The 24,191-nt window shown below is 61.5% G+C and carries 28 protein-coding genes and 1 pseudogene; 16 read left to right on the forward strand and 13 right to left on the reverse strand.

What is annotated here, in order from left to right:
• Positions 1-162: 162 nt before the first annotated feature.
• On the forward strand, positions 163-714 hold the full coding sequence (gene infC, locus RA29_RS15610) for a translation initiation factor IF-3 (RefSeq protein ID WP_039687896.1): 552 nt from the start codon (positions 163-165) through the stop codon (positions 712-714).
• 108 nt (positions 715-822) lie between these two features.
• Here infC and RA29_RS15615 read toward each other — a convergent pair whose 3' ends face one another.
• On the reverse strand, positions 823-1,194 hold the full coding sequence (locus RA29_RS15615) for a phasin family protein (protein ID WP_039687430.1): 372 nt from the start codon (positions 1,192-1,194) through the stop codon (positions 823-825).
• 176 nt (positions 1,195-1,370) lie between these two features.
• Between RA29_RS15615 and RA29_RS15620 the strand changes: the two genes are divergently transcribed.
• The gene (locus tag RA29_RS15620; protein WP_039687432.1) at positions 1,371-2,120 is read left to right on the forward strand and encodes an SDR family oxidoreductase; all 750 of its coding nucleotides are present in this window, start codon (positions 1,371-1,373) and stop codon (positions 2,118-2,120) included.
• A 4-nt stretch (positions 2,121-2,124) separates the two neighbouring features.
• Here RA29_RS15620 and RA29_RS15625 read toward each other — a convergent pair whose 3' ends face one another.
• The 6 genes from RA29_RS15625 to RA29_RS15650 all read right to left on the reverse strand — a co-directional run bounded on the left by RA29_RS15625 (position 2,125) and on the right by RA29_RS15650 (position 8,459).
• Complete coding sequence (locus RA29_RS15625; RefSeq protein ID WP_052249680.1) at positions 2,125-2,493, reverse strand: RidA family protein; 369 nt, start codon at positions 2,491-2,493, stop codon at positions 2,125-2,127.
• 68 nt (positions 2,494-2,561) lie between these two features.
• Positions 2,562-3,350, reverse strand: coding sequence for a xanthine dehydrogenase family protein subunit M (locus tag RA29_RS15630; RefSeq protein WP_039687435.1), 789 nt, complete (start codon positions 3,348-3,350; stop codon positions 2,562-2,564).
• 102 nt (positions 3,351-3,452) lie between these two features.
• A complete protein-coding gene (locus RA29_RS15635) occupies positions 3,453-5,816 on the reverse strand; it encodes a xanthine dehydrogenase family protein molybdopterin-binding subunit (protein ID WP_039687437.1) in 2,364 nt (787 codons plus the stop codon).
• A gap of 91 nt (positions 5,817-5,907) precedes the next feature.
• Complete coding sequence (locus RA29_RS15640) at positions 5,908-6,393, reverse strand: (2Fe-2S)-binding protein (RefSeq protein ID WP_039687439.1); 486 nt, start codon at positions 6,391-6,393, stop codon at positions 5,908-5,910.
• Positions 6,394-6,501: 108 nt separating this feature from the next.
• Complete coding sequence (locus RA29_RS15645; protein ID WP_039687441.1) at positions 6,502-7,494, reverse strand: molybdopterin-binding protein; 993 nt, start codon at positions 7,492-7,494, stop codon at positions 6,502-6,504.
• Entirely contained in the window at positions 7,491-8,459 is a 969-nt protein-coding gene (locus RA29_RS15650; RefSeq protein WP_039687443.1) for an XdhC family protein, read from the reverse strand. Before RA29_RS15650 ends, RA29_RS15645 begins: the two co-directional genes overlap by 4 nt.
• A 163-nt stretch (positions 8,460-8,622) precedes the next feature.
• Between RA29_RS15650 and RA29_RS15655 the strand changes: the two genes are divergently transcribed.
• Genes RA29_RS15655 through grxD form a run of 3 tightly spaced genes read left to right on the forward strand, consistent with a single transcriptional unit; the run spans position 8,623 to position 9,534 of the window.
• Positions 8,623-8,862, forward strand: coding sequence for a BolA/IbaG family iron-sulfur metabolism protein (locus tag RA29_RS15655; protein WP_039687900.1), 240 nt, complete (start codon positions 8,623-8,625; stop codon positions 8,860-8,862).
• Positions 8,862-9,170, forward strand: a complete 309-nt coding sequence (locus RA29_RS15660) for a hypothetical protein (RefSeq protein WP_039687445.1) — start codon at positions 8,862-8,864, stop codon at positions 9,168-9,170. The genes RA29_RS15655 and RA29_RS15660 overlap by 1 nt, the downstream gene beginning before the upstream one ends.
• 1 nt (position 9,171) lies before the next feature.
• Entirely contained in the window at positions 9,172-9,534 is a 363-nt protein-coding gene (gene grxD, locus RA29_RS15665; RefSeq protein ID WP_039687447.1) for a Grx4 family monothiol glutaredoxin, read from the forward strand.
• Positions 9,535-9,634: 100 nt separating this feature from the next.
• Here the strand turns inward: grxD and RA29_RS15670 are convergent, their stop codons facing one another.
• Together RA29_RS15670 and RA29_RS15675 are read right to left on the reverse strand one after the other, a co-directional pair.
• The gene (locus tag RA29_RS15670) at positions 9,635-10,030 is read right to left on the reverse strand and encodes a cell division protein ZapA (RefSeq protein WP_039687449.1); all 396 of its coding nucleotides are present in this window, start codon (positions 10,028-10,030) and stop codon (positions 9,635-9,637) included.
• On the reverse strand, positions 10,023-10,514 hold the full coding sequence (locus tag RA29_RS15675; RefSeq protein ID WP_039687902.1) for a hypothetical protein: 492 nt from the start codon (positions 10,512-10,514) through the stop codon (positions 10,023-10,025). The genes RA29_RS15670 and RA29_RS15675 overlap by 8 nt, the downstream gene beginning before the upstream one ends.
• 278 nt (positions 10,515-10,792) lie before the next feature.
• Here RA29_RS15675 and tkt point away from each other — a divergent pair, with 278 nt between their 5' ends.
• A complete protein-coding gene (gene tkt, locus RA29_RS15680) occupies positions 10,793-12,808 on the forward strand; it encodes a transketolase (protein WP_039687904.1) in 2,016 nt (671 codons plus the stop codon).
• Positions 12,809-12,907: 99 nt separating this feature from the next.
• The gene (locus RA29_RS15685) at positions 12,908-13,177 is read left to right on the forward strand and encodes a hypothetical protein (RefSeq protein WP_039687450.1); all 270 of its coding nucleotides are present in this window, start codon (positions 12,908-12,910) and stop codon (positions 13,175-13,177) included.
• A 43-nt stretch (positions 13,178-13,220) separates the two neighbouring features.
• On the opposite strand, the gene RA29_RS15690 is transcribed toward RA29_RS15685, so the two are convergent.
• Complete coding sequence (locus RA29_RS15690; protein ID WP_039687452.1) at positions 13,221-14,183, reverse strand: DUF808 domain-containing protein; 963 nt, start codon at positions 14,181-14,183, stop codon at positions 13,221-13,223.
• Between the two features lie 205 nt (positions 14,184-14,388).
• Here RA29_RS15690 and gap (RA29_RS15695) point away from each other — a divergent pair, with 205 nt between their 5' ends.
• The 5 genes from gap (RA29_RS15695) (at position 14,389) to RA29_RS15710 (ending at position 17,837) form a co-directional block, all read left to right on the forward strand.
• On the forward strand, positions 14,389-15,390 hold the full coding sequence (gene gap, locus RA29_RS15695; RefSeq protein WP_039687454.1) for a type I glyceraldehyde-3-phosphate dehydrogenase: 1,002 nt from the start codon (positions 14,389-14,391) through the stop codon (positions 15,388-15,390).
• A 73-nt stretch (positions 15,391-15,463) separates the two neighbouring features.
• Positions 15,464-15,607: a hypothetical protein gene (locus RA29_RS23265; protein ID WP_039687457.1), complete on the forward strand. Its 144-nt coding sequence runs from the start codon at positions 15,464-15,466 to the stop codon at positions 15,605-15,607.
• Positions 15,608-15,751: 144 nt separating this feature from the next.
• A complete protein-coding gene (gene gap, locus RA29_RS15705) occupies positions 15,752-16,756 on the forward strand; it encodes a type I glyceraldehyde-3-phosphate dehydrogenase (protein WP_039687906.1) in 1,005 nt (334 codons plus the stop codon).
• 89 nt (positions 16,757-16,845) lie between these two features.
• Positions 16,846-16,980 (forward strand): hypothetical protein, encoded by a 135-nt coding sequence (locus RA29_RS23835; RefSeq protein ID WP_342666422.1) that lies wholly within the window; start codon positions 16,846-16,848, stop codon positions 16,978-16,980.
• Positions 16,977-17,837, forward strand: coding sequence for a GSU2403 family nucleotidyltransferase fold protein (locus tag RA29_RS15710; protein WP_342666423.1), 861 nt, complete (start codon positions 16,977-16,979; stop codon positions 17,835-17,837). The genes RA29_RS23835 and RA29_RS15710 overlap by 4 nt, the downstream gene beginning before the upstream one ends.
• A gap of 10 nt (positions 17,838-17,847) precedes the next feature.
• Here RA29_RS15710 and coaD read toward each other — a convergent pair whose 3' ends face one another.
• From coaD to RA29_RS15725, 3 genes are all read right to left on the reverse strand, one after another.
• Positions 17,848-18,339, reverse strand: coding sequence for a pantetheine-phosphate adenylyltransferase (gene coaD, locus RA29_RS15715; RefSeq protein ID WP_039687458.1), 492 nt, complete (start codon positions 18,337-18,339; stop codon positions 17,848-17,850).
• Between the two features lie 81 nt (positions 18,340-18,420).
• Positions 18,421-18,855 (reverse strand): CBS domain-containing protein, encoded by a 435-nt coding sequence (locus tag RA29_RS15720; RefSeq protein WP_039687460.1) that lies wholly within the window; start codon positions 18,853-18,855, stop codon positions 18,421-18,423.
• A gap of 174 nt (positions 18,856-19,029) precedes the next feature.
• On the reverse strand, positions 19,030-19,941 hold the full coding sequence (locus tag RA29_RS15725) for a LysR family transcriptional regulator (RefSeq protein WP_039687462.1): 912 nt from the start codon (positions 19,939-19,941) through the stop codon (positions 19,030-19,032).
• A 107-nt stretch (positions 19,942-20,048) separates the two neighbouring features.
• Here RA29_RS15725 and RA29_RS15730 point away from each other — a divergent pair, with 107 nt between their 5' ends.
• The 4 genes and pseudogenes from RA29_RS15730 to RA29_RS23840 all read left to right on the forward strand — a co-directional run.
• A complete protein-coding gene (locus RA29_RS15730; RefSeq protein WP_039687909.1) occupies positions 20,049-21,548 on the forward strand; it encodes a CoA-acylating methylmalonate-semialdehyde dehydrogenase in 1,500 nt (499 codons plus the stop codon).
• Between the two features lies 1 nt (position 21,549).
• Positions 21,550-21,987: a hypothetical protein gene (locus RA29_RS15735; RefSeq protein WP_039687464.1), complete on the forward strand. Its 438-nt coding sequence runs from the start codon at positions 21,550-21,552 to the stop codon at positions 21,985-21,987.
• A 61-nt stretch (positions 21,988-22,048) separates the two neighbouring features.
• A complete protein-coding gene (locus RA29_RS15740; protein WP_039687466.1) occupies positions 22,049-23,191 on the forward strand; it encodes an acyl-CoA dehydrogenase family protein in 1,143 nt (380 codons plus the stop codon).
• A pseudogene (locus tag RA29_RS23840) lies at positions 23,188-24,138 on the forward strand (enoyl-CoA hydratase/isomerase family protein); the annotation flags it as partial. The gene RA29_RS15740 and the pseudogene RA29_RS23840, both read left to right, overlap by 4 nt.
• Between the last annotated feature and the right edge of the window lie 53 nt (positions 24,139-24,191).

Genomic DNA, 24,191 nt, shown 5'->3' on the forward strand with positions numbered 1-24,191 from the left:
GCGTGTTTGGTTCCAGCCTTGAGATGCGTGGCACATTGAAAAGGTTCAAGGGGGAAAATCGTAGATTTGGTCGCAGGATGGCCGATTCATAGGGTTGAAGAAAACCGGGCCAAAGGCTATTTTTCGGCCTCATATTTTTGGAACGATCAAAGGACGACCACCATCGCTCGCAGACCCCACAACGCGCCGCCGCAAAGAGATACTGGCCCGCGCGTCAACGACAAGATCCGTGCCCCCGAAATCCGTCTGATTGGCGCAGATGGTGAGAACGTCGGCGTTGTCAGCCCCGCCCGTGCCATGGACATGGCCGATGATGCCGGGCTGGACCTGGTCGAGATTTCGCCAAACGCCAACCCGCCCGTGTGCAAGATCATGGATTTCGGCAAGTTCAAGTACGAACAGCAAAAGCGCGAGAGCGAGGCCCGCAAGAAGCAGAAGGTGATCGAGGTGAAGGAGGTGAAGTTCCGCCCCAACACCGACACCAACGATTATGACGTGAAGATGCGCAACGTTTTCAAGTTCCTGGAGAACGGCGACAAGGTAAAAGTCACCCTGCGGTTCCGGGGCCGTGAGATGGCGCACCAGAACCTTGGCCGCGAATTGCTGGAGCGGGTTGCCGACGACACCAAGGAGATCGGCAAGGTCGAGAACTTCCCCAAGATGGAAGGCCGCCAGATGGTGATGATGATCGGGCCACTGCCGCAGAAGGGTTAAGTCGGTTCGATACTCATACGGGGGGCGTTGCGATGGCAGCGCCCTTTTTGTTTTCGGTTACAGGCCCTTTCGTGGCATGGCTGCGCCATACCATTGCGGGCGCTGGTATCAGACGTTCACGTTGTCGCTGGATGCGTCAGTGTCATCGGTATCGAAGAGCTTTGAACTCATCTCGATCATCTTGCCCGTCTCTGCCGTGTACTGATCCATCGCCTTTTGCAGGAACCGCATTTGCAGTTGCTGCACTTCCGCCGGGGACTTGGCATGCAAGAGCCCGTGCTGCAGGGCCACGTCCTCGCGCACGCGCTCTGCCACGAAGGTCATCCATTCTGCGCCCATGTCGCCCATGCGTTCGATGGTGGACGGGCCGAACCAGTTGAGCGCGCCAAGGCCCGCCGCCTGCCAGTTGGCCATCGCATCAAGCATGGTGCCGGTGGTCTGTGAGGTGTCTTTGGGTTTGGTGCCTTTGGTCTGGGCCATGCTGTCTCCTCCACTGATGGTTGTAGGGTAACACAGATGGGCGCAATTGCGGTTGATCATGCTCAAAAACGGTGGCCGATTGCTGTGACGTGCTGACATCTTGTGCAATTGTCTGTGTCTTGACCTCTGCGTGGCGGCGCAAGACAAGGTGGACACGTATCAACCGGAGGTGAGCCATGCCCGAATTCGCACGTTATCCAAGCCTTGAAGGCACGCCTGTTCTGATCACCGGGGGTGCGTCGGGAATCGGTCGCCTCACGGTCGAGGCGTTTGCAGATCAGGGCGCGAAGGTCGGGTTTCTGGATCGCGACGCCGAGGCGTCGGCGGAGGTGAGTGCTGCCACAGGGGCCGCGCATGCGCTGTGCGACCTGCGCGACATCGAGGCGACACGGGGCGCCATTGCGGATCTGGCCGATCAGGTTGGCCCGTTCACCGTTCTCGTCAACAACGCTGCCCGCGATGACCGCCATAATTGGCAGGACGTGACGCCCGAGTATTGGGACGAGCGGATGCAGACCAATCTGCGCCACATGTTCTTTGCCATTCAAGCGGTGGCGCCGGGCATGATTGAGGCGGGCAGTGGGTCGGTCATCAACCTCGGCTCCAATTCCTGGTGGGAAGCCGGGGGCGGCTTTCCAGCATACACCACGGCCAAGGCGGCGGTGCATGGGCTGACGCGCACGATGGCGCGCGATCTGGGCGATCACCGTATTCGCGTGAACACGGTGGTGCCCGGCTGGATCATGACGGACCGGCAGAAAGAGCTGTGGGCAACGCCTGAGGCTTTGGAGGCGCACCGCGCGCGCCAGTGCCTGCCGGATCTGATTGATCCGGTTTACGTGGCGCGGATGGTTTTGTGGCTTGCGTCTGATGATGCAGCGATGTGTACGGCCAACAATTTCATGGTCGAGGCAGGCTCGATCTGAAGCGCTATACCTGCGCGGCGATAGCTACGATTTCGATTAGGGTTGTGCCGTTGTCCCCGATATCTGCGCCCATGCAGGCCCGCTGCGGCCAGTTCTCCGGTGGGCCGATCCATTCGGTCCAGACGACGTCCATCTCGCGTTTCATAGTCATGTCCTGCAGGTAGATGGTGACCTGTAGAAGCCGGGACTTGTCGCTGCCGGCCTCAGCCAGACGATCATTGAGAAAGGCCAAGGCATTTGTGGTTTGCGCCGCGATGCCCTGGGCGGCGTCGGGGTCGTAGGCCACCGCGTAGACCAGCCCGCCATGCGCAACGGCGAGGCTGCGCCCCCGCGCCGGGGCGTGCCAGCGTTGGATATCCTTATGTGGGGGCATTTTATTCTTCCTCAGACATGCAAAAGGCCCGGGGCATGCCCGAGCCTTTCGATTGTTCTAAGCGAATGTCAGGCGGCAGCGGCCACCGCCCGCTTGGTCATCACGCCGCATAGGTGCGCGCGGTAGTCACCGGTGCCGTGCAGGTCGCTGATCATGTCGTCCCCGCTCAGGCTCAGGCCATCAATTGCGTCGGGCGAGAAATTCGACGACAACGTCGCCTCGGCCTCCGCCCAGCGGAACACGCCGTCATTGCTGGCGCCGGTGATCGCGACGCGCACGCCGTCGGCATATTTGGCGACAAACACGCCCACCAGTGCAAAGCGCGAGGCAGGCTGGACGAATTTCTGGTAGTTCGCCTTTTCCGGCACGGGGAAGCGGACTTCTGTGATGATTTCGCCCTCGTCCAGCGCAGTGGTGAACATGCCCTGGAAGTAGTCGTCGGCGGCAATCTCGCGCGTGTTGGTCACGATGGTGGCACCTGATCCAAGCGCGGCCGCCGGATAGCAGGCTGACGGGTCGTTGTTCGCGAGCGAGCCGCCGATCGTGCCCCGGTTGCGCACCGCGGGATCACCGATATGCGCCGCTGTCGCCGCGAGCGCCGGATAGGCACCTGCCTCCGCCGCAACGGTCGCGTGGTTTGTTGCGCCCCCGATGCAGATCGCGCCGTCGTCGCCGGTACAAACGCCCTGCATCTCGGCAATGCCTTTGAGGCTTACCAGTTTCGACGGTTGCGCCAACCGCTGCTTCAGCGTGGGGATCAGGGTCTGCCCGCCCCCCAGCGCCTGCGCGTCCTCGGCCCCGAGCGCTGCGACCGCATCTGCGACCGAACCGGGCTTTTCAAAGTCGAAGTTGTACATCTCTTGGTCCTTTCATCCGAAACAGAGAACGAGGTTCCCTCTTCCCTGTTTCAAAAAAATCCCGGGGGTCCGGGGGCTGGCCCCCGGCTCCACCCTATCCATTTAGCAGTTCATGGCCGCCCAAACGCGATCCGGCGATAAGGGCATGTCGATATGGGTCACATCTTTGCCCGCCGATTGCAGCGCATCCACAACGGCATTCACGACAGCTGGAGGTGAGCCGATGGCTCCAGCCTCACCACAACCTTTCACGCCAAGCGGGTTGTGCGTGCAAGGCGTCTGGCTCGAGTGATCCACGTCGAACATCGGCAGATCGTCAGCGCGCGGCATCGCATAGTCCATGTAGGACGCGCTGAGCAGCTGGCCGTTCTCGTCATAGGCGCAGTTTTCCAAAAGCGCCTGCCCGATCCCTTGGGCTAGACCGCCGTGCACCTGTCCGGTCACGATCATCGGGTTGATGATGTTGCCGAAATCATCAGCCGCGGCGAACCGTTCGATGGTCACTTTGCCTGTGTCCGGGTCCACTTCAACTTCACAGGCATAAGCCCCTGACGGATATGTGAAATTCGACGGATCGTAGAAGGCCGTTTCCTCCAGACCCGGCTCGATGTCTTCGAGAGGGTAGTTGTGGGGCACGTAGGCCGCTAGGGTCACATCGCCCCAGGCGACCGACTTGTCGGTGCCTGCGACCGAGAACGCACCGTCCTTCAACTCGATGTCCGCTTCGGAGGCTTCGAGCAGGTGGGACGCGATCTTCTTGGCCTTGTTGATGATTTTCTCGGTCGCACGGACCATAGCGGACCCGCCCACCGCGATAGAGCGGGAGCCGTAGGTGCCCATGCCCATCGGTGTGTTGGCCGTGTCGCCATGCACGATCTCGACCATGTTTTCGTCAATACCGATCATCTCGGCCACCACCTGGGCAAAGGACGTCTCGTGTCCCTGCCCGTGGCTGTGCGAGCCGGTCATCACGACCAGACCACCGGTGGCGTTGACTCGCACGGTGGCGGATTCGTAGAGACCAGCACGCGCGCCAAGCTGTCCCACGAGGTTTGACGGCGCGATGCCGCAGGCCTCGATATAGCAGTTCACACCAAGACCGCGCAGCTTGCCGTTCTTTTCGCTTTCCGCGCGGCGGGCGGCGAAGCCCTCGAAGTCACCCATCTCTTCGAGCTTGTCCATGGTACCGTGGTAGTCACCCGTGTCGTATTCGACCGCGACCGGCGTCGCATAGGGAAACTCCGTGATGAAGTTCTGGCGGCGCAGCGCGATGGGATCGACACCCAGCTCGCGCGCGGCCTTGTCCACGACGCGCTCCAGTTGGAACGTCGCCTCCGGTCGGCCCGCGCCGCGATAGGCGTCGACGGGCACAGTGTTGGTGAACACAGCCTTGACGTTCACGTAGATAAGCGGGGTTTTGTAGTTCCCGGCCATCAGCGTGCCGTGCAGCCATGTGGGCACCGATGGCGCAAAGGTAGACAGATATGCCCCCATATTGGCGTGCGTCTCCGTGCGGATCGCGGTGAAGTTGTTGTCTGCGTCCAGCGCCAGTTCGATCTTGGTCACGTGGTCACGGCCATGGGCGTCGGAGATGAACGCCTCTGTCCGCGAGGATGTCCATTTGACGGGACGGTTGCAGGCCTTGGCGGCAAAGGTGCAGAACGCCTCTTCCTGGTAGTGGAAGATCTTCGTGCCGAAACCACCACCCACGTCGGGCGCCACGACGCGCAGCTTGTGTTCCGGGATGCCGAGAACGAAGGCGCCCATCAGCAGACGGATCACATGGGGGTTTTGTGATGTGGTGTAGAGCGTCGACTCGTCCGTGCCGCGGGCATAGTCGCCGACGGCCACGCGCGGCTCCATCGGGTTGGCGACGAGGCGGTTGTTGACCAGTTCGAGCGACGTCACATGCGCCGCATCTTCGAACGCCTTGTTCACAGCGTCCTTGTTCTCTTCAACAAAGCCCCAGTCGTAGCAGAGGTTGTTGTCGAGATCGTCGTGCACCTTGGTGGCGCCGTCCTGCAGGGCCGCTTTCATGTCTACGACGGCGGGTAGCTCGTCGATGTCGACGACGATGGCTTCGGCTGCATCACGCGCTTCGGCGAGGCTGTCCGCCACGACGGCAGCGATGGGTTCGCCCACGTGGCGCACCTTGCCCTGGGCCAGGATCGGGTGGGCCGGTTCCTGCATGGGTTGGCCGTGCTTGTCGGTGACCTGCCAGCCGCAGGGAATCCCGCCCACGCCTTCAAAGTCCGAACTGGTGAAGATGCGCACCACGCCGGGCATTCCCGCCGCAGCGCTCGTGTCGATGTTCGTGATCGTTCCGTGCGCAATGTCAGAGCGCAGGAAATGCACGTAGGCTTGCCCGTGCATGTTGATGTCGTCGGTGTAGTTCCCGGCCCCTGTCAGGAACCGTACGTCCTCGCGCCGCTTGCTGCTGGCGCCGATGCCTCCGTCTTTTGGCATATTCTATTCCTCCCTGTTGGCGTGGCACGCCTCCCCGCGCGCCTGCTGACTGACAGCCCGGAAGGATATCCGGGCTGCGGAATGCTTGGGTCTATTCGGCAGCGATGGCGGTCACGTCCTGACCGGACGCCGCCATGATCGCCTTGACGATGTTGTGGTAGCCGGTGCAGCGGCAGATGTTGCCTTCAAGGTATTCCCGCACTTCCTGCTCGGACGGCTTGGGATTTTCCTTGAGCAGAGCCGCCGCCGACATCACCATGCCCGGCGTGCAGAAGCCGCATTGCAGGCCATGGTGATCTTGAAACGCCTGCTGGATGACGTTCAGCGAGCCGTCGGCGTTGGCCTGGCCTTCAATGGTCGCAACCTCGGCCCCGTCCGCCTCGATCGCCAGCATCGTACAGGACTTCACTGCCTCGCCGTCCACATGCACCACGCAGGCCCCGCATTGCGAGGTGTCGCAGCCCACATGGGTTCCTGTCAGCATCAGCTGGTCGCGCAGGAAGGACGACAGCAATGTGCGCCCCTCAACCTCGCCAGACGCAGCCTTTCCGTTCACGGTCATCGAGACCTGTGCCATGGCACCCTCCCTTTTGGCTTTTTCGCTGTTTCAGAGTTAAGCATGCGCTCAATCACTTGAGAACAGAAAACTTCGCTGCATCCGCGAAGTGCATGATCTTGCAGAGGCTTAGCTCTCGCGTGGGCGGGGACGGGTCGGGATTTCCTTGAGCAGCCCGCCCACGCCCATGTGCGAGATGTCGGCTTGCGTTAGGTCTACGCCGCAGATCAGCCGCTCCATCACCCAGTCGGCCCCGTTGAGCGCAGGCGAACGGGCGCAGCCAGGCAGGCCAATCACCGGTTTGTTGCCCAAAGTGCCGAAGAACAGCAGGTTCCCCGGATCAACGGGCATGCCGTAGGCAGTGACGTTGCCTCCCGCATCGCGCACGGCATTGGGGGCGACGTCATGCGTGTCTGACGTGGCCGACGCGGTAAGGATGAAGATGAATTCGCCCTCCGCCTGTTCAACGGCCTGCGCCAGAGGTGCATCGCGATGTGGCACTATGATGCGCGGGCTCAGCGCGATCCCGAACCGGTCGAGCCGACCGGTGAGTGCCGCGCGCCCTTTGCCGGACGGCTCAGCATTGCCGACCTGCGTTTCGATCAGGGTCGCGGTGGTATAGCGTGGAGGCAGGACGCGGATGGTGTGGGCAGCATTTGCGGTCGCAGCGTCCAGCGCCGTCTCGGCCACTGCGTAGGCGATGATCTTGATCGTGGCGATCATGGTCCCTTCGTCCACCCGGTGGAACGGGGGGACTGTGGCGATGGTGATCATCGGATCGACGCTGTTGATGGCGGCGATGCGGTCGGCGTCGAGCGCCACCACGCCCGGCCCTGTGGCGTAGAGGTTCACCCGCCCTGCCCCGGCTGCGCTGATGCGCAGACCCTGCGCGTCGGGATCGGGTGCCACGGCAGCGGCAAGCCTTTGTGCGGCGGTGTTTTCTTCGATGTCGCCGTGGTCTAGTGCGGCAACGGTGAGCGTGTCGTGCCCCGCGGCTCGGAGGTTGGCGATGTTTTCTGTGGTTAGAACCGTGCCCTTGGGCACGCGACCCGTGTTCCCGGCCAGCGAATGGGCGAGGATGGTGCCAACCGCGTCGTCCGCGCGCCGTGGGCCGAACTTCATGCGCCTTGCCTGAGGGTCGAGATCATCTGGGCGAGGATCGAAACCGCGATCTCGGGCGGGCTTGCGGCCCCTATATCGAGGCCGATGGGTCCCTTGATCCGGGCGATCTGGTCGGCGGTGAACCCTGCCTCTTCCAGCCTTGAGACTCGTTTGGCGTGGGTGCGGGTGGAGCCGAGCGCGCCGATATAGAAGGCGTCGGAGTTAAGCGCGATGTGCAGCGCGGGATCGTCCAGCTTGGGATCGTGGGTGAGCAGGACAAGGGCGGTGCGGGCGTCCACGCCAACCTCTGCAAGCGCTTCGTCTGGCCAGTCGTTGATCACGCGCTCGCCGGGAAAACGCGCTTCGGACCCGAATGCCTCGCGCGGGTCGATGATATAGGGATCGTAGCCTGCGAGTTTGGCCATGGGCACCAGCGCCTGCGCGATATGCACACCGCCCACGATGGCGAGGCGCAAGGGCGGGTTGTGGATGGCGACGAAGGTCTTGCCGTCCTCCTCCATTCCCGTGCGGTCCTTGGCAAAGCGGGCGGCGTGACCCTCGCGGTCCAGCCGCCGCTCCCAGTTTTCCGTGTCCACGACATACGCCACCTGATCGCGGAGTGCGCGCGCGGCGACGAGATTTTCGAGGAGCGCGCGCGGCATGGCTGCGCCCACGGGTTCCACCAGGATCTTGATCGTGCCGCCACAGGCGAGGCCCACTGCGAAGGCGTCGCCATCGCTGACACCATATTCCAGCAACCGCGGCGCGCCATCCTCCAGCGCTTCCATCGCCTCGACCACCACGGCACCCTCGACACAGCCGCCCGAGACGGAGCCCATCATGTCGCCATCCCCCGATACGACCATCTGAGCACCCGCACGGCGGGGCGCGCTGCCCCAGGTCTCGATCACCGTGGCAAGGGCCGCGCCCTTGCCCGCCTTGACCCACTCGAGTGCCTGTTCTGGTGCGGTTTCAACCGACGGCATATCGCGTTCCACTCTCTGCTGATCTCATCCCGGGCAAATCGTAGTCACGGCGCTGAACAGAAGACAACCCCGCCTTAAGCACATGTCCCTGCGCGTGCTTCTGCTTGCACGCCCCGGACCTGCGGCCTACATCTTGGATCAAGACCTGCCGGAGACACCATTCATGCCCATGCAAGCGCAAGAGATCGAAGATTTGATCCGCGAGAGCTTTCCAGATGCCAAGATCACCATCACCGACCTTGCCGGTGACGGGAATCATTATTCGGCGGAGGTGATCGACGCCTCATTCGAGGGCATGAACCGGGTGCAGCAGCACCGGGCGGTGACCAAGGCGCTCAAGGGCAAGATGGATGGCAGCCATGGAGAGCTGCACGCGCTGGCCCTGACGACCAAGGCACCCTGATGGCGCTGCTATCCCTGATCCAGCGCGCGTTCACGCGGCAGGGGCGACGCCCCTTGGCAGCGCGCCGTCCGGATCGAGGGGAGATGGGCCAGACACGCTCCGTTCCGCTGGGTATGGAGGCTGTGGATATGGACCTGGTCGACAAGGTCAACCGGCGCAATGATGCGCTGGAGCGGGTCGCGACCATACGGACGGGTGGGCGCACTAACAGCTTTGCGGGGCGCGCCAGCACCCATGTGGACGCCATGCCCGAAGACGAAACTTATGCCGCGCGGTTCCACCGCGCCTTCCAGAAGAAAGGCAAATGACATGACCGACGCTGCAAGCCGGATCACCGAAACCATCAAGGACAACCCCGTGGTGCTGTATATGAAAGGCACCAAGTCCATGCCCCAATGCGGCTTTTCCAGCCGCGTGGCAGGTGTACTGAACTATATGGGCGTGGACTTCACGGATGTGAACGTTCTGGCCGATGAGGAAATCCGTCAGGGGATCAAGGACTTCTCCGACTGGCCCACCATCCCGCAGCTTTACGTCAAGGGCGAGTTCGTGGGTGGCTGTGACATCATCACAGAGATGACCCTGTCGGGAGAACTGGACACACTCTTCGACGAAAACGGCGTGACCTATGACAAGGATGCCGCCGACAAGATCCGCGAAGCCAACGGCTGAGGCCGGGCGCGGCGCGGGGCACCTGCGCCTTACGAAGAATGAAACAAGCCGCGTCCCATAGGGGCGCGGCTTTCCTTTGGATCAGAGCTGAGCTGCGCGCCTAGCTGGCAGTCTTTTCCTCGACCTCTGCCGCCAGCGCTTCGGCACGCGCGGCCAGCTCGGCCAGCGTTTCTGTCACCGCTTGCGGGACAACCGGCACTTCGATCCGTTCCGGTTCGGGCGCGCCCATATTGCGCAGGCCCTCCAGCTCGGCCTCACGCTCGGCCAACTTGCCTTCGACCTCTGCCACGCGATCCTCGACGCTCGCCGTCTTGTCGGCCAGCATCAGGCCAGCCATCAGGAGCATCCGTGCCTCGGGCATCCGACCCGCCTGATCCGCAAGGATTTGCGCTTCGTCGTCCAGCATCTTGGCCGCGGCGTGCAAATAGCTTTCCTCGCCCTCCTGACAGGCCACCTGGAACGGGCGGCCACCGATGGAAATCGTAACCTCAGGCATCGGCGTCCTCCTCTTCCGGGGCTTCAAGCTGATCGAGCAGCGGTGTCAGCGCGCTGATGATGCTGCTCGCCTCGGCCACATCGGCGGCGCGGGCGGCGCGCAGCCCCTCAAGCTCAGCCATCATGGACGTGTTGATGAGATGCGGCTCGCCCACACCTTCCTCGTTCGCGGTGCGCAGGGCCGCATTTGACTCGCGCAATTGTTCGTTGGCCTTGCGCAGGCGCTGCAACTCCAAGTCCAATTCCTCGACCTGCGCGCGGGCGGCGTCGGCAGCCACTTTTGCCTCGGCGGCGGCGTTTTCCTGGCTTTCGGACAGCTGCCGCACCCGCTCGGTCAGCTGCGCGTTGGCAACTTTTTCATCGTCCAGGGCCGCCTGCAGCGCTGCCGTATCTTCGGCCCCGGCGGCGTCCAGCCCACCCAGACCGGTGGCAATCCGGTCCATCGCGGCGGTGAGCCGCTGTTGCAATCCGTCGATGTCACTCATGTGCGGTGCCTGTCCCCTTGTTCTTTTTGCACTCTGGCGCGTCCCGTCCCCCCAGACGGCACGCATCGAATCGATTTCGCGTCTGGTTAAGCGGAAGTCTATCCAAAGCGGTTCCGAAATGCGCCCCCCTTTGCGATCAACCACTTGGCGGGCGGCGTTGAAGTCGCGCATCACCGCCGACACCCATGCGCGCTATTTTGCCGGAACGGACGACCTTGATCTTTGGCCTTTGCCTGATATGCAGCGCCAAACCCATATTCCAAAGGACGATCATGCCCCTGGATCTTACTGCCCTTCGCACCGCCCACCCTGACCACTGGTCCAAGGCCACCGCTATCCGCGCTCTGACCCTTGATGCCGTCGCTGCCGCCAATTCGGGCCACTCCGGCATGCCCATGGGAATGGCCGATGTGGCGACCGTGCTGTTTGAAAAGCATCTGAAGTTTGACGCCAAGGCCCCCGACTGGCCCGACCGCGACCGCTTTATCCTGTCGGCGGGCCACGGCTCCATGCTGCTGTATTCCCTGCTGCACCTGACCGGCTACGAGGACATGACGCTGGAGCAGGTCAAGAACTTCCGCCAGTGGGGTGCTATCACCGCAGGTCACCCGGAATACGGCCATGCCAAGGGGATCGAGACCACCACCGGCCCGCTCGGTCAGGGTATTTCCAACGCTGTGGGTTTTGCCATGGCCGAAGAGATCCTGCGCGCGCAATACGGCAAGAAGGTCGTCGATCACTATACCTATGTCATCGCTGGTGACGGCTGTCTGATGGAAGGCGTAAGTCAGGAAGCGATCACATTGGCCGGTCGTCACCAACTGGGCAAGCTGATTGTCTTCTGGGACAACAACAACATCACCATCGACGGCCCCGTGACGCTGGCCGACACCACCGATCAGCCCATGCGCTTCAAATCCGCAGGCTGGGCGGTGATCGAAATCGACGGCCATGATCCCGAGGCCATTGACGCCGCGATCACCAAGGCGAAGACGCAGAAAAAGCCGACGATGATCGCCTGCAAGACCCACATCGCGCTGGGTCACGCAGCACAGGACACGTCCAAGGGTCACGGTGCGCTGACCGATGCCAACCAGATGGCCGATGCAAAGGCGGCTTATGGCTGGACCACCGGCCCGTTTGACGTGCCCGCCGACGTCAAGGCCGCGTGGGAGGCCATCGGCACACGCGGCACGGACGACCGCAAGGCTTGGGAAGAGCGCTTCGCTTCTATCTCGGGCGCGAAACAAGCGCTGTTCAACCGCACCCTCGCCCGCGAGGTGCCGAAGAAACTGTCGGCGACTGTCAAAGCGTTCAAGAAACAGATGTCGGAAAGCGCGCCCAAACTGGCGACCCGTGCCGCATCGGAAAAGGCGCTGGAAGTCATCAACCCGATCATGCCGGAAACAGTGGGCGGCTCGGCCGACCTGACCGGATCGAACAACACCAAGACGGGTGATCTGGGCGTGTTCGACACCGACAACCGCGGCGGGCGCTACATCTACTGGGGCATCCGCGAGCATGGCATGGCTGCCGCCATGAACGGCATGGCCCTGCATGGTGGTCTGCGCCCCTATGGCGGGACGTTCATGTGCTTCACCGACTACGCCCGCCCTGCCATGCGTCTGGCGGCATTGATGAAGATCCCAACGGTATTCGTCATGACCCATGACAGCATCGGTCTGGGCGAAGATGGCCCCACGCACCAGCCGGTCGAGCATCTGGCGATCAGCCGGGCGACACCCAACACGATGGTGTTCCGTCCTGCCGACGCGGTGGAAACAGCCGAAAGCTGGGAACTGGCGTTGTCTTCGACGGAAACCCCGTCGGTGCTGTCGCTCACCCGTCAGGGCCTGCCCACTGTGCGGACCGAGCACAAGCTGAAGAATATGACGGCGCAGGGCGCTTACGTGCTGGCCGAAGCCGAAGGCAAGCGTCAGGTGATCCTGATCGCCTCGGGTTCCGAGGTTTCCATCGCGATGGAAGCACGCGCGAAGCTGCAAGAGGCCGGGATTGGCACGCGCGTCGTGTCGATGCCGTGCATGGAGCTTTTTGCGCAGCAGGACGAAAGCTACCGTCGCAAGGTGTTGCCTGCGGGTCCTGTGCGCGTCGGCATCGAAGCCGCTGTGCGTCAGGGCTGGGACCGCTGGTTGCTGGGCGAGCGCGGCAAAGCCAACAAAGCTGATTTCGTGGGCATGGATGACTTCGGCGCCTCGGCCCCGGCAAATGTGCTGTTCGAAAAGTTCGAAATCACGACTGAGGCGGTTGTACGGCGGGTAAACGCACTTATTTAACCTCTGGGTATGGAAGAACTCGGCTAGTACGCGCGGACGCGGTAGACCAGCACTGGTTTGCCGCCTCCGGTGTCGTATATGCTTTAACGCAGGTCTTTTATGCCAGGCATTCTCATCATTTCTGTTTTTGTAGGTGCGATCGCCGCAGCGATCGTGTTGGTTCTAGGAAGCAGCTGGTGGGTCGCCTTGCTGGTCTACTCTTTGGCTGGGGCACTGGCTATGCTTGGCTTGGCCATTGCTTTGGCGGGCCGGGGCACAGACGAAAGCTCTCCCGAAGTCAAAAAAGTACCAAGCCGCCGGACAGAACTCACCCTGGCGGTGAAGACTGCCAAGCGCAGGACAAAGCCGCACGTGGAGGCCATCGACTGACCTCCACGGTATTGGGTTGTGGGAAGCGCGATCTCTGGGGTGGCTATGTGCGGGACAGTTTGGCCCCTAGCCCACGCCAGACGGGTGTAATCACCTTCTCTCCCACCGGGATCAATACAAAGCCAATGGCAAGACCCATCAAACCATGTAGCGCGGCTTTGATACACCAGACGGCCGTGCCAGATGCGCCGCCGATGGACTTTGCTATGCCATAGATGACGTCTTCTGGCCCATGCCAACCCATCTGTGCGAGACCGTGCACGATGATCTCACCCCCGACCCAGAGCATGGCCGCCGTGCCCACAATGGTCAGTAGCTTCATGAAACCAGGCATGACTTTAACGATCCCACGCCCCAAGGCCCGGATCAGCCCGATGCGCCCGTTCTGTGCCATCGCGAGACCCGCATCATCCGCCTTCACGATCAGCGCGACGGAACCATAGACAGCCACGGTGATCATGATGGCAACCGTTGCAAGCGTGGCGGCTTCCATCCAGAAGTTGCTTTCAGGGATCGCAGCCAGCGATATCGTCATGATCTCGGCCGACAGGATGAAATCGGTCTTGATGGCACCTTTGGCCTTTTGCTCTTCCAGATGTGCCGGATCCTCGATCTCGTTCTCTTTGCCCTCATAGTCCTCGTGCCCGTGCCCCCAGCCCAGAACGTGGGCAACCTTTTCCGCACCTTCAAAGCAGAGATAGGAACCGCCCAACATCAGTAGGGGCGGAATGGCCCCGGGCGCAAAATTCGACAGCAGAAGGCCCACCGGTAACAAAAACACCAGCTTGTTCTTGAACGACCCCTTGGCGATGCGCCAGATGATGGGCAACTCGCGATCGGCGGAAAAGCCGTGGACGTATTTCGGCGTCACGGCAGCATCGTCAATCACCGCCCCGGCTGCTTTGGAACCCGCCTTGGCTGCCTGACCGATCACGTCATCGACCGATGCGGCGGCCACTTTGGCGATTCCCGCAACATCATCCAAAAGAGCCAAAAGTCCGCTCATTCCGCCTGTCCCTTCACCTGGTTGTTACGTTAGCGCATAACACAGCCCAAACGTTCCGCATACTGTTAGCGCGAACTGCATACGATGGAACACGTTTATCGCTAACACTTTGATTTTCTGCTGATTTCCCCCTTCTCACGCTGCAGTGCGGCGGTTATCTACCCCGCAACAGTTTAACTGCCCCAGCGGAAGGACAACCGGGACCATGACCATCAAAGTCGGAATTAACGGGTTTGGACGCATCGGGCGTTGCACTCTCAGCCACATCGCCACATCGCTGCGCAACGACATCGACGTCGTCGCCGTGAACGCCACTGGCCCGCTTGAGACTGCAGCCCACCTGATCAAATACGACAGCGTGCATGGCCGGTTCCCGAACGAAGTCAAACTGACCAACGACACCATGGATCTGGGTCGCGGACCGATCCGCATGATGTCGACCTACGATATGAACGAGCTGGACTGGACCGGCGTTGACGTGGTGCTGGAATGCACGGGCAAGTTCAACGATGGCAAAAAAGCCAAGGTTCATTTCGAGCGCGGCGCCAGGAAGGTGCTACTGTCTGCCCCGGGCAAAAACGTTGATAAGACCGTTGTCTTCGGCGTGAACGACGAACAGCTCGCTGCCAATGATCGCATGATCTCGAACGGGTCGTGCACCACGAACTGTCTGGCCCCGCTGGCCAAGGTGCTGGACCGCGCCGTGGGCATCGAGCGCGGTGTGATGACCACCATTCACAGCTACACCGGTGACCAGCCGACGCTGGATCGCCGTCACAATGACCTCTACCGCGCCCGCGCGGCCGCGATGGCGATGATCCCAACCTCGACCGGGGCGGCCAAGGCGTTGGGGGAAGTTCTGCCCAACCTCGCAGGCAAGCTCGACGGTACAGCGATGCGCGTGCCCACCCCGAATGTGAGCGCCGTGGACCTGACGTTTGAAGCGTCCCGCGACGTGACCGCAGAAGAGGTCAACGCCGCCGTGGCCGAAGCCGCCGCTGGCCCCATGGGCCGCGTGCTGGCTTATGATGACGAACAGAAGGTCAGCATCGACTTCAACCACACCGAACACTCGTCGATCTTTGCCCCTGACCAGACCAAGGTGGTGGGCGACCGGCTGGTGCGCGTGCTGGCCTGGTACGACAATGAATGGGCATTCTCGATCCGCATGGCCGATGTGGCCGTTGCGATGGGTCGGCTGACCTGATCCACGTCACAACTTGCAAGCAAAGGGCGGGGCTGGCACAACAGCCCTGCCCTTTTCTTTTGTGACGCCGCCAATGACCAACAGCATTGCCCTTGTTCTTGCCCTGCTGATCATCGGTGCGATCACTGCGGATGTTATGCTCTATGGCACAGAGCATCTGATTTTCCTGGGCAAGCGCTTTGCTGAACTGCTGGAATGGATCGCCTTCTGGCGCTGATCCCCATCGTTGATGTTGCAGGATCGTGACCGGCATTCCCGGTTGACAATACCGCTGCTATGCATTTGTTAGCGGTAACGGCGCACGCCTCGCACCTTGGGGCCGCGTTCAGACAGCATTCTGACACCAGACATGGGGGACACCATGGCCATCAAAGTAGCAATCAACGGCTTCGGGCGCATCGGGCGCAACGTTCTGCGCGCGATCGTGGAAAGCGGTCGTACGGATATCGAGGTGGTCGCGATCAACGACCTCGGCCCGGTCGAGACCAACGCGCACCTGCTGCAATATGACAGCGTGCATGGCCGTTTCCCCGCAAAGGTGACCGTTTCGGGCGACAGCATCGACGTGGGCCACGGGCCCATCAAGGTCACGGCAGAGCGCAATCCGGCAGACCTGCCCTGGGGCCATGTTGACATCGTCATGGAATGCACCGGCATCTTCACCTCGAAAGAGGCCTGCCAGGCGCATCTGGAAAACGGATCGAGCCGCGTGCTGATCTCTGCCCCTGGTAAGGAAGCCGACAAGACGATTGTGTATGGTGTGAACCATGACAGCCTGACGGGCGATGATATTGTCGTATCGAACGCCTCGTGCACCACGAACTGCCTGACGCCGGTGGCGAAGGTCCTGCAAGACCAGTTCGGCATCAAGCGCGGGTTTATGACGACTGTGCACAGCTACACGGGCGACCAACCTACGCTGGATACGATGCACAAGGATCTCTACCGCGCCCGTGCCGCAGCGATGAGCATGATCCCCACCTCCACCGGCGCTGCCAAAGCTGTCGGCCTTGTGATGCCGGAACTGAACGGCAAGCTCGACGGTGTCGCCATTCGCGTGCCCACGCCCAACGTGTCTTGCGTTGACCTGACGGTCGAGGTGAATGGCGACGTCACGGCAGAGCAAATCAACGCCGCCATGTCCGAGGCTGCCGCCGCTGGCCCGCTGAAAGGTGTTCTTGGCGTAACGGACGCGAAACTGGTGTCCATGGACTTCAACCACGACCCGCATTCGTCAATCTTTGCCACCGACCAGACCAAGGTGATGGACGGCAACATGGTCCGCATCCTGTCGTGGTACGACAATGAATGGGGTTTCTCGAACCGGATGGCTGACACAGCGGTTGAGATGGGCAAGTACCTCTAAGCCATTGAAACTTTGATGAAAGGGCGTCTCTCTGAGGCGCCCTTTTTCTTTGCTCACGCTAGTGTGCATCAAATAAATAAATGATGCACATGCTGATCTTATCTCATTCCCGCGCGGCACAGGTGGCCTATCAGGATCTGTTGCGCCTGCACCTCGATGACCGCGCCGCCGATCTGATCGGCAGCGTCGTCTTTACGACCGCCTCCGCATGGGGACCGAGATGAAGGCGCGCTATCTGGGCGAAGACACGCCCGAGCTGCGCGCACGTCTGGACCGCGCCACCGCCCTCAAAGCCGAGGCTGACACCCGGCGCAAGAGCATGGCCCGCCTCGCCCGGGTGCTGCGGGCCGAGGGGTTCATCACCACCGACCGCGACACCGGGTCGCTTCTGGGCGCCTTTGCGCGGGCGGGCCTGTTCCGCCTGGGCGGCACGATGATCGGCACTGGTGCCTATGCGCTCTACCAGGGTGAGTTGGGCGTCCGCTTTGATACGGACGAGTTGGCGCAGACCGGCGACATCGACTTTGCCAGCTTTGAACGATTGTCCTTGGCGCTTGATGACCGTGTCGAGGCGCAGCCGAACGATATCCTGGGCGCGCTGAAATTCGACCCGGTGCCCGGCGTGACGGATACGCAGGTCTGGCGCTGGCGGCAAAGCCACGGCACGGCCATGGTCGAATTCCTGACCCCCACCTTTGGCGACGAAACGGTCAAGGCGCTGCCTGCCTTGGGTGTAAGTGCGCAGGCATTAAACTACCTCAACTATCTGATTTCAGACCCTATTCATGCGATTGCGCTTTACCGCTCGGGCATCCTTGTCAAAGTGCCCCGCCCCGAGAAATACGCCATTCACAAGCTGATCGTGGCAGACCGCCGCCGTGACTGGCCGGATCAGTTCAAGGCGCGCAAGGACCGCGCGCAAGCCGAGTTTCTGATTGACGTTATGGCGCAGGATCGACCGGACGATCTGCGCGAGGCATATGAGGACGCGCTGGACCGTGGCCCGCGCTGGCGGCAACGGATTGAGGCCACTCTGAACCGAATGCCCGCCACAGCGAAGATCTTACAGGATTTAGGCTAGACGGAGTGTCTTAGGCGAACTGCTCTTTCAAAGCGTCGTTCACAAGTGGTGTCACGAACTTGCTGACATCCCCACCAAGCCGCGCGATTTCCTTCACCAGCTTGGATGCAATCGCCTGATGCTCGGCCTCAGCCATCAGGAACACGGTTTCGATGCTGTCATCCAGCCGCCGGTTCATGCCGACCATCTGGAATTCATATTCAAAGTCCGCCACAGCGCGCAGACCACGGAAAATGAATTGCGCACCGACATCACGGGCGCAGTCGATCAGCAGGTTTTCAAAGGGATGCGCGACGATCTCAGTGCCCGTCTGCGCACTTAGCTTCGCGCACTCGGCTTCGATCATGGCAACACGCTCTTCCAGTGAAAACAGCGGTCCCTTGTCGCGATTGATGGCCACGCCGATGACCAGGCGATCCACCATGGGGCTGGCTCGGCGGATGATGTCGATATGCCCAAGCGTGATGGGATCAAAGGTGCCAGGGTATAGGCCGATGCGCATGGGGCGGCTCCGTCAGTCGTCGTGGCCGCAATGCAGCATTTCACGCCCGCGATTGCAAGCAGGCAGGACGCAGACGTCTGGTCAGTAGCCCATGATCATGCCCTGCAGGGCATCCTTCTCCATCGACAGCTCGGTCAACCGTGCCTTGACCACGTCACCGATGGTGATCAGGCCCACCAACTGCCCGTCTTCGACAACCGGCATATGGCGGAACCGGCGCTCCGTCATTGTGGCCAGCACCGCGTCCGCGTCGTCGTCGCGACTGCACGTCACCAACTGCGTCGTCATATAGGCATCAACCGGGTCCATCAGCACCGTGCCTCCCTTTTTCGCAAGCACGCGCACAATGTCGCGTTCGGACAGGATGCCATCGGCGGTCTGCCCATCCCCCGATACAACAACGGTCCCGATCCTGCGCTCGGCAAGGATTTTCGCCGCCTCAGACACTTTCGTGCCCGGTGTAACGCTCACGACGGCATCATCGGATTTGGACTTGAGAATCTGGTGCACAAGCATGTCTTCGGACCTCGCAACTCTGGGCTGTACCCCAGCGTCCGCCGCCAACAGGCCTTCTGTCAAGAGTATGCAGGGGGTACGGCAATCTACCGCCGGTTGAAATTTATGAACTCTATCAACAGATCCTGAGCGAGATTACGAAGCATATCCGCCCAGTAAGTCCTTACTTTTAAACTAGATAAGACCTTCGAGCCGCATAACCTCCGTCCGGACCGCATGCACAAGCAACTCGGCCACACGGTTCAACCGCGCATCGCGCGTATCTGACTGGTGCCGGATCAGATAAAAGCTTCGTGAAAGCGAGAAGTCCCCGTTCAGAACACGACGCAGTCCCGGGGCAAAGGGCAGCGCAAAGTCATGGACCACGCCGACCCCACCTCCCTGTCGCAGCATGTTCAGCTGAACCGCCACCGAGTTCGAAGCAAGGGCGACGCGCGACACGCCTGCATCAGCCAGATAGTCCAACTCGCGGTCAAAGATCATGTCGGGAATGTAGCCCACCACGCGGTGGTGGTGCAGATCGTCCAGCGCATCCAGCGGTGGCGCATCTGCAAGATAGCTCTGGCTCGCTGCAAAATGCAGGCGGTAGTCAGTGATCCGCTGCACAGTCAGTTGCCCGGCCGTCGGTGCACTGACCCCAATCGCCAGATCCGCCTCGCGCCGCGACAGGTTAAACACACGCGGCAAGGCGACGATCTGGATGTCCAAACCCGGATGCTCCCCTGCCAGCGCTGCACAGACCTGCGGCAGCACGTAGTTGGCACAGCCGTCCGGCGCACCAATGCGGACTTGCCCCGTCAGCCCTGCGTCCACCTCTGCTTGCCCTGCCCCAGCGATCCCTTCAGTGGCGGCGCGCAGTGCAACCTCTGCCGCCTCGGCCCGGTCGCGCAGACGCACCCCCGCTTCGGTCAGCGCGTAGCCTTGCGGGGACTTGCGAAAAAGAACGACATCAAGATCCCGTTCAAGCCTAGCCACCCGACGCCCGAGGGTCGCGGCATCCTTGCGCACCGCCTTGGCCGCTGCCGACAGTGTTTCGGCACGCGCCACCGCAAGAAACAGGCGCAGATCATCCCAATGCGGCGGCATATAAGCCCCTCCACCATGCAAAAATGCAGAACCATTTTGCCCAACTGCATCTTTTACACGGTATTTTGCAAGACTATCCTACGCCCAACAGCGATCAGGAGGAACCCATGCAAGAGCTTTCCCACTACATCGACGGCGCCCATGTCAGCGGCACATCAGGCCGTTTCGCCGACGTGATGAACCCCGCTACGGGCGAGGTGCAGGCCCGCGTCCCGCTCGCGTCTACAGAGGAGGTCGCCAAGGCAATCGAGATCGCAGCCAAAGCCCAACCCGCATGGGCCGCAACCAACCCGCAGCGCCGGGCGCGTGTGCTGATGAAGTTCGTGAGCCTCCTCAACCGCGACATGGACAAGCTGGCCGAGGCGCTGAGCCGCGAGCACGGCAAGACGTTGCCCGATGCCGCCGGTGACGTGCAGCGGGGCCTTGAGGTAGTGGAATACTGCATCGGCGCGCCGCATCTGTTGAAGGGTGAATATACCGACAGCGCGGGCACCGGCATCGACATGTACTCCATGCGTCAGCCGCTGGGTGTGACGGCAGGCATCACGCCATTCAACTTCCCCGCAATGATCCCGATGTGGATGTTTGCGCCCGCAATCGCCTGCGGCAATGCCTTCATCCTCAAGCCGTCCGAACGCGACCCGTCTGTGCCCCTGATGCTCGCAGAACTTATGGAAGAAGCGGGCCTGCCCAAGGGCATCCTGCAAGTGGTGAACGGCGACAAGGAAGCGGTGGACGCCCTGCTGCACCATGACGTCGTGCAGTCCATCGGTTTTGTGGGATCCACCCCGATCGCTGAATACATCTACGCCACAGGATGCGCGAACGGGAAGAGGGTGCAGTGCTTTGGCGGGGCCAAGAACCACATGATCGTCATGCCCGACGCAGACATGGACCAAGCGGCAGATGCGCTGGTTGGGGCGGGCTATGGTGCGGCGGGCGAGCGCTGCATGGCGATCTCGGTCGCTGTCCCTGTGGGCGACGAAACCGCCGACCGCTTGATCGAAAAACTGGTGCCCCGCATCGAAAAGCTCAAGGTTGGCCCCTACACCGCCGGCAACGACGTAGACTACGGCCCTGTGGTGACAGCGGCGGCCAAGGCCAACATCGAACGGCTGGTGGAAACCGGCGTCGATCAGGGCGCGGAACTGGTGGTCGATGGGCGCGACTTCAAACTGCAAGGTTACGAAGACGGCTATTTCGTTGGCCCGCACCTCTTCGACAAAGTCACAAAGGACATGGACATCTACAAGACCGAGATTTTCGGCCCTGTCCTGTCCACCGTCCGAGCGCAAACCTACGAAGAAGCCATCGGCCTCGCCATGGACCACGAATACGGCAACGGCACCGCCATTTTCACCCGTGACGGCGACACGGCACGCGATTTCGCGAACCGCATCAACATCGGCATGGTCGGGATCAACGTGCCGATCCCGGTTCCGCTCGCCTACCACACGTTCGGCGGCTGGAAAAAATCCGTGTTCGGCGATCTGAATCAACACGGTCCTGACGCATTTAAGTTCTATACGCGCACCAAGACCGTGACGGCCCGGTGGCCGTCAGGTATTAAGGAAGGTGGAGAATTCTCGATCCCCGTTATGGAGTAAAATGCCAGTACAGTTCCGTATCCTGCCGAACCGCGGCCTCGTCGTGGTTCGGTACACCGGCCATGTGGCCATCGAAGACACGATGCGCGCCACGCGCGCCTATGTCAGCCATCCGCACTACGCCCCCGGCCAGAAGCAGTTGGTCGATTTCAGTGGCGTGACCAGCTACGAAAAGGACTATGTCCGCTTCATGCAGATGCAGGCCCAAAAGGCCGGGCGCTTTTCCAGCTCACGTATGCAATCGCTTGTTGTCTACATCGCGCCCAGCCCGATCAGCCAGGAATTGGCGTCGCTGTTCTTCAAGTCGTGGAATGATGTGCACGCCGTTGTTCCCATTGTTCAAGACTGCGAGATCGAGGCCCTGACCCTGCTGGGCGAGGCGGACGAGACGGTGGATACGTTGCTGACGCCCGCGGCCGGGCGACAGGCCTTGCAATAGTCCTGCAAACATCGGAATTTAACGTGCGTTCAATTCAAGGCATGGCGCGACGGGAGGGACCATGGATTTCGCACTGACCGAGGAACAAACGGCAATTTTTGACATGGCCTACGCTTTTGGTCAGTCGGAAATTGCCCCTCATGCGCGCGACTGGGAAGCGGCAGGCACGATCCCCAAGGATCTGTGGCCCAAGGTTGGTGAACTGGGCTTTGCATCCCTCTATGTCTCCGAAGATGCAGGCGGCGCGGATTTGTCGCGGCTCGACGCCACGCTGGTGTTCGAGGCTCTGTCGATGGCCTGCCCCTCTGTCGCCGCGTTCCTGTCGATTCATAACATGTGCGCCAAGATGCTCGACAGCTTTGCAGATGACGACCTCAAGGCGCGTGTGATGCCGGACGTACTGAGCATGAACACCGTGCTCAGCTACTGCCTGACCGAACCCGGGAGCGGCTCCGACGCCGCCGCCCTGCGCACCCGTGCGGAGCGCACGAACGAGGGCTATGTGCTTAACGGAACCAAGGCGTTCATCTCAGGCGGCGGCTATTCCGATGCGTATGTCTGTATGGTCCGCACGGGCGAAGACGGACCAAAAGGCGTCTCCACCGTCTATGTTGAAGACGGCACCGAAGGGCTGTCCTTTGGCGGGCTTGAGGACAAGATGGGTTGGAAAAGCCAGCCCACGGCCCAAGTCCAATTCGACAATTGCAACATTCCCAGCGGCAATCTGGTGGGCGAAGAGGGCTCTGGTTTCAAATATGCGATGATGGGCTTGGATGGGGGCCGCCTGAACATTGCCGCCTGTTCACTTGGTGCGGCGCAGACAGCCATCAACACGACGCTAGCCTATATGGGCGAGCGCAAAGCCTTCGGTCAGTCCATAGACCAATTCCAGGGCCTGCAATTCCGCCTCGCGGATATGGAGATCGAGTTGCAAGCCGCCCGCACCTTCCTCCGCCAGGCGGCTTGGAAACTGGACAATGACGCGCCTGATGCGACGAAGTTCTGTGCCATGGCAAAGAAATTCGTGACCGAGGCCGGATCCAAGGTCGTTGACCAATGCCTGCAACTGCACGGCGGGTATGGCTATCTGGCCGACTATGGCATCGAAAAACTGGTGCGCGACTTGCGTGTCCACCAGATCCTTGAGGGTACAAACGAAATCATGCGGGTCATCGTGGCGCGCGATATGCTGAAGAACCGATGACCGGCATCTCAATCCGTATCACTGGCCAAGCAGGCCGGATCACATTGCAGCGCCCGCAGGCGCTCAACGCCATGACCTATGAGATGTGCCTCGCTATCGAAGCGGCACTCGACACATGGCGCGACGACGACGGGATCGCGGTCGTGATACTCGATGCAGAAGGCGACCGCGCCTTCTGTTCGGGCGGGGACATCGCCGAACTCTACGCAACAGGCACCAAGGGCGACTACGCCTACGGCCAGAAGTTCTGGGCCGACGAATACCGCCTCAACCACAAGATCTTTCACTACACCAAACCTGTCATCAGCTTCCTACAGGGCTTCACAATGGGCGGCGGCGTCGGCATCGGCTGCCACGGCTCGCACCGGGTCGTGGGCGACAGCAGCCAGATCGCCATGCCTGAATGCGGCATCGGCCTTATCCCCGACGTCGGCGGCTCGCTGATGCTGGCCCTCGCCCCCGGACGCTTGGGCGAATACCTCGGCACCACGGCGGCGCGCATGAACGCCTCCGACGCGATATTTGCCGGGTTTGCCGATCACTACATTCCCGAAGCGCAGTGGCCCAACCTGATCGCCACGCTCGAAGCAATGGGCAACACCGACTGCATTGTCGAGGCGGCCACCACCCCTGCCCCCGGCCCTTTGCAAGAGGCGATGCCGGACATCGACAGACACTTTCACGGCGTGTCCCTCGGCGACGTCTTCACAACGCTCAAAGGCGAAGACAGCGACTTCGCTCGCGACACGCTCAAACGCATGGACCGCAACAGCCCGCTCGCCATGGCCTGCACGATCGAGGCGCTGAACCGCCTGCGCGGCCCCTCCCTCACGCTGGAAAAGGCGCTCGACCTCGAATACCGCTTTACCGCGCGCGCGATGGAGCATGGCGACTTTCTGGAAGGGATCCGGGCCGCCATCATCGACAAGGACCGCAATCCGCAATGGCAATACGCCGACGGGTCGGTCCCGCCCATGGCCGTCAGCAAGATGCTGATGCC

This window comes from Tateyamaria sp. ANG-S1, assembly GCF_000814025.1.
In the GTDB taxonomy this organism is placed as follows: domain Bacteria; phylum Pseudomonadota; class Alphaproteobacteria; order Rhodobacterales; family Rhodobacteraceae; genus Tateyamaria.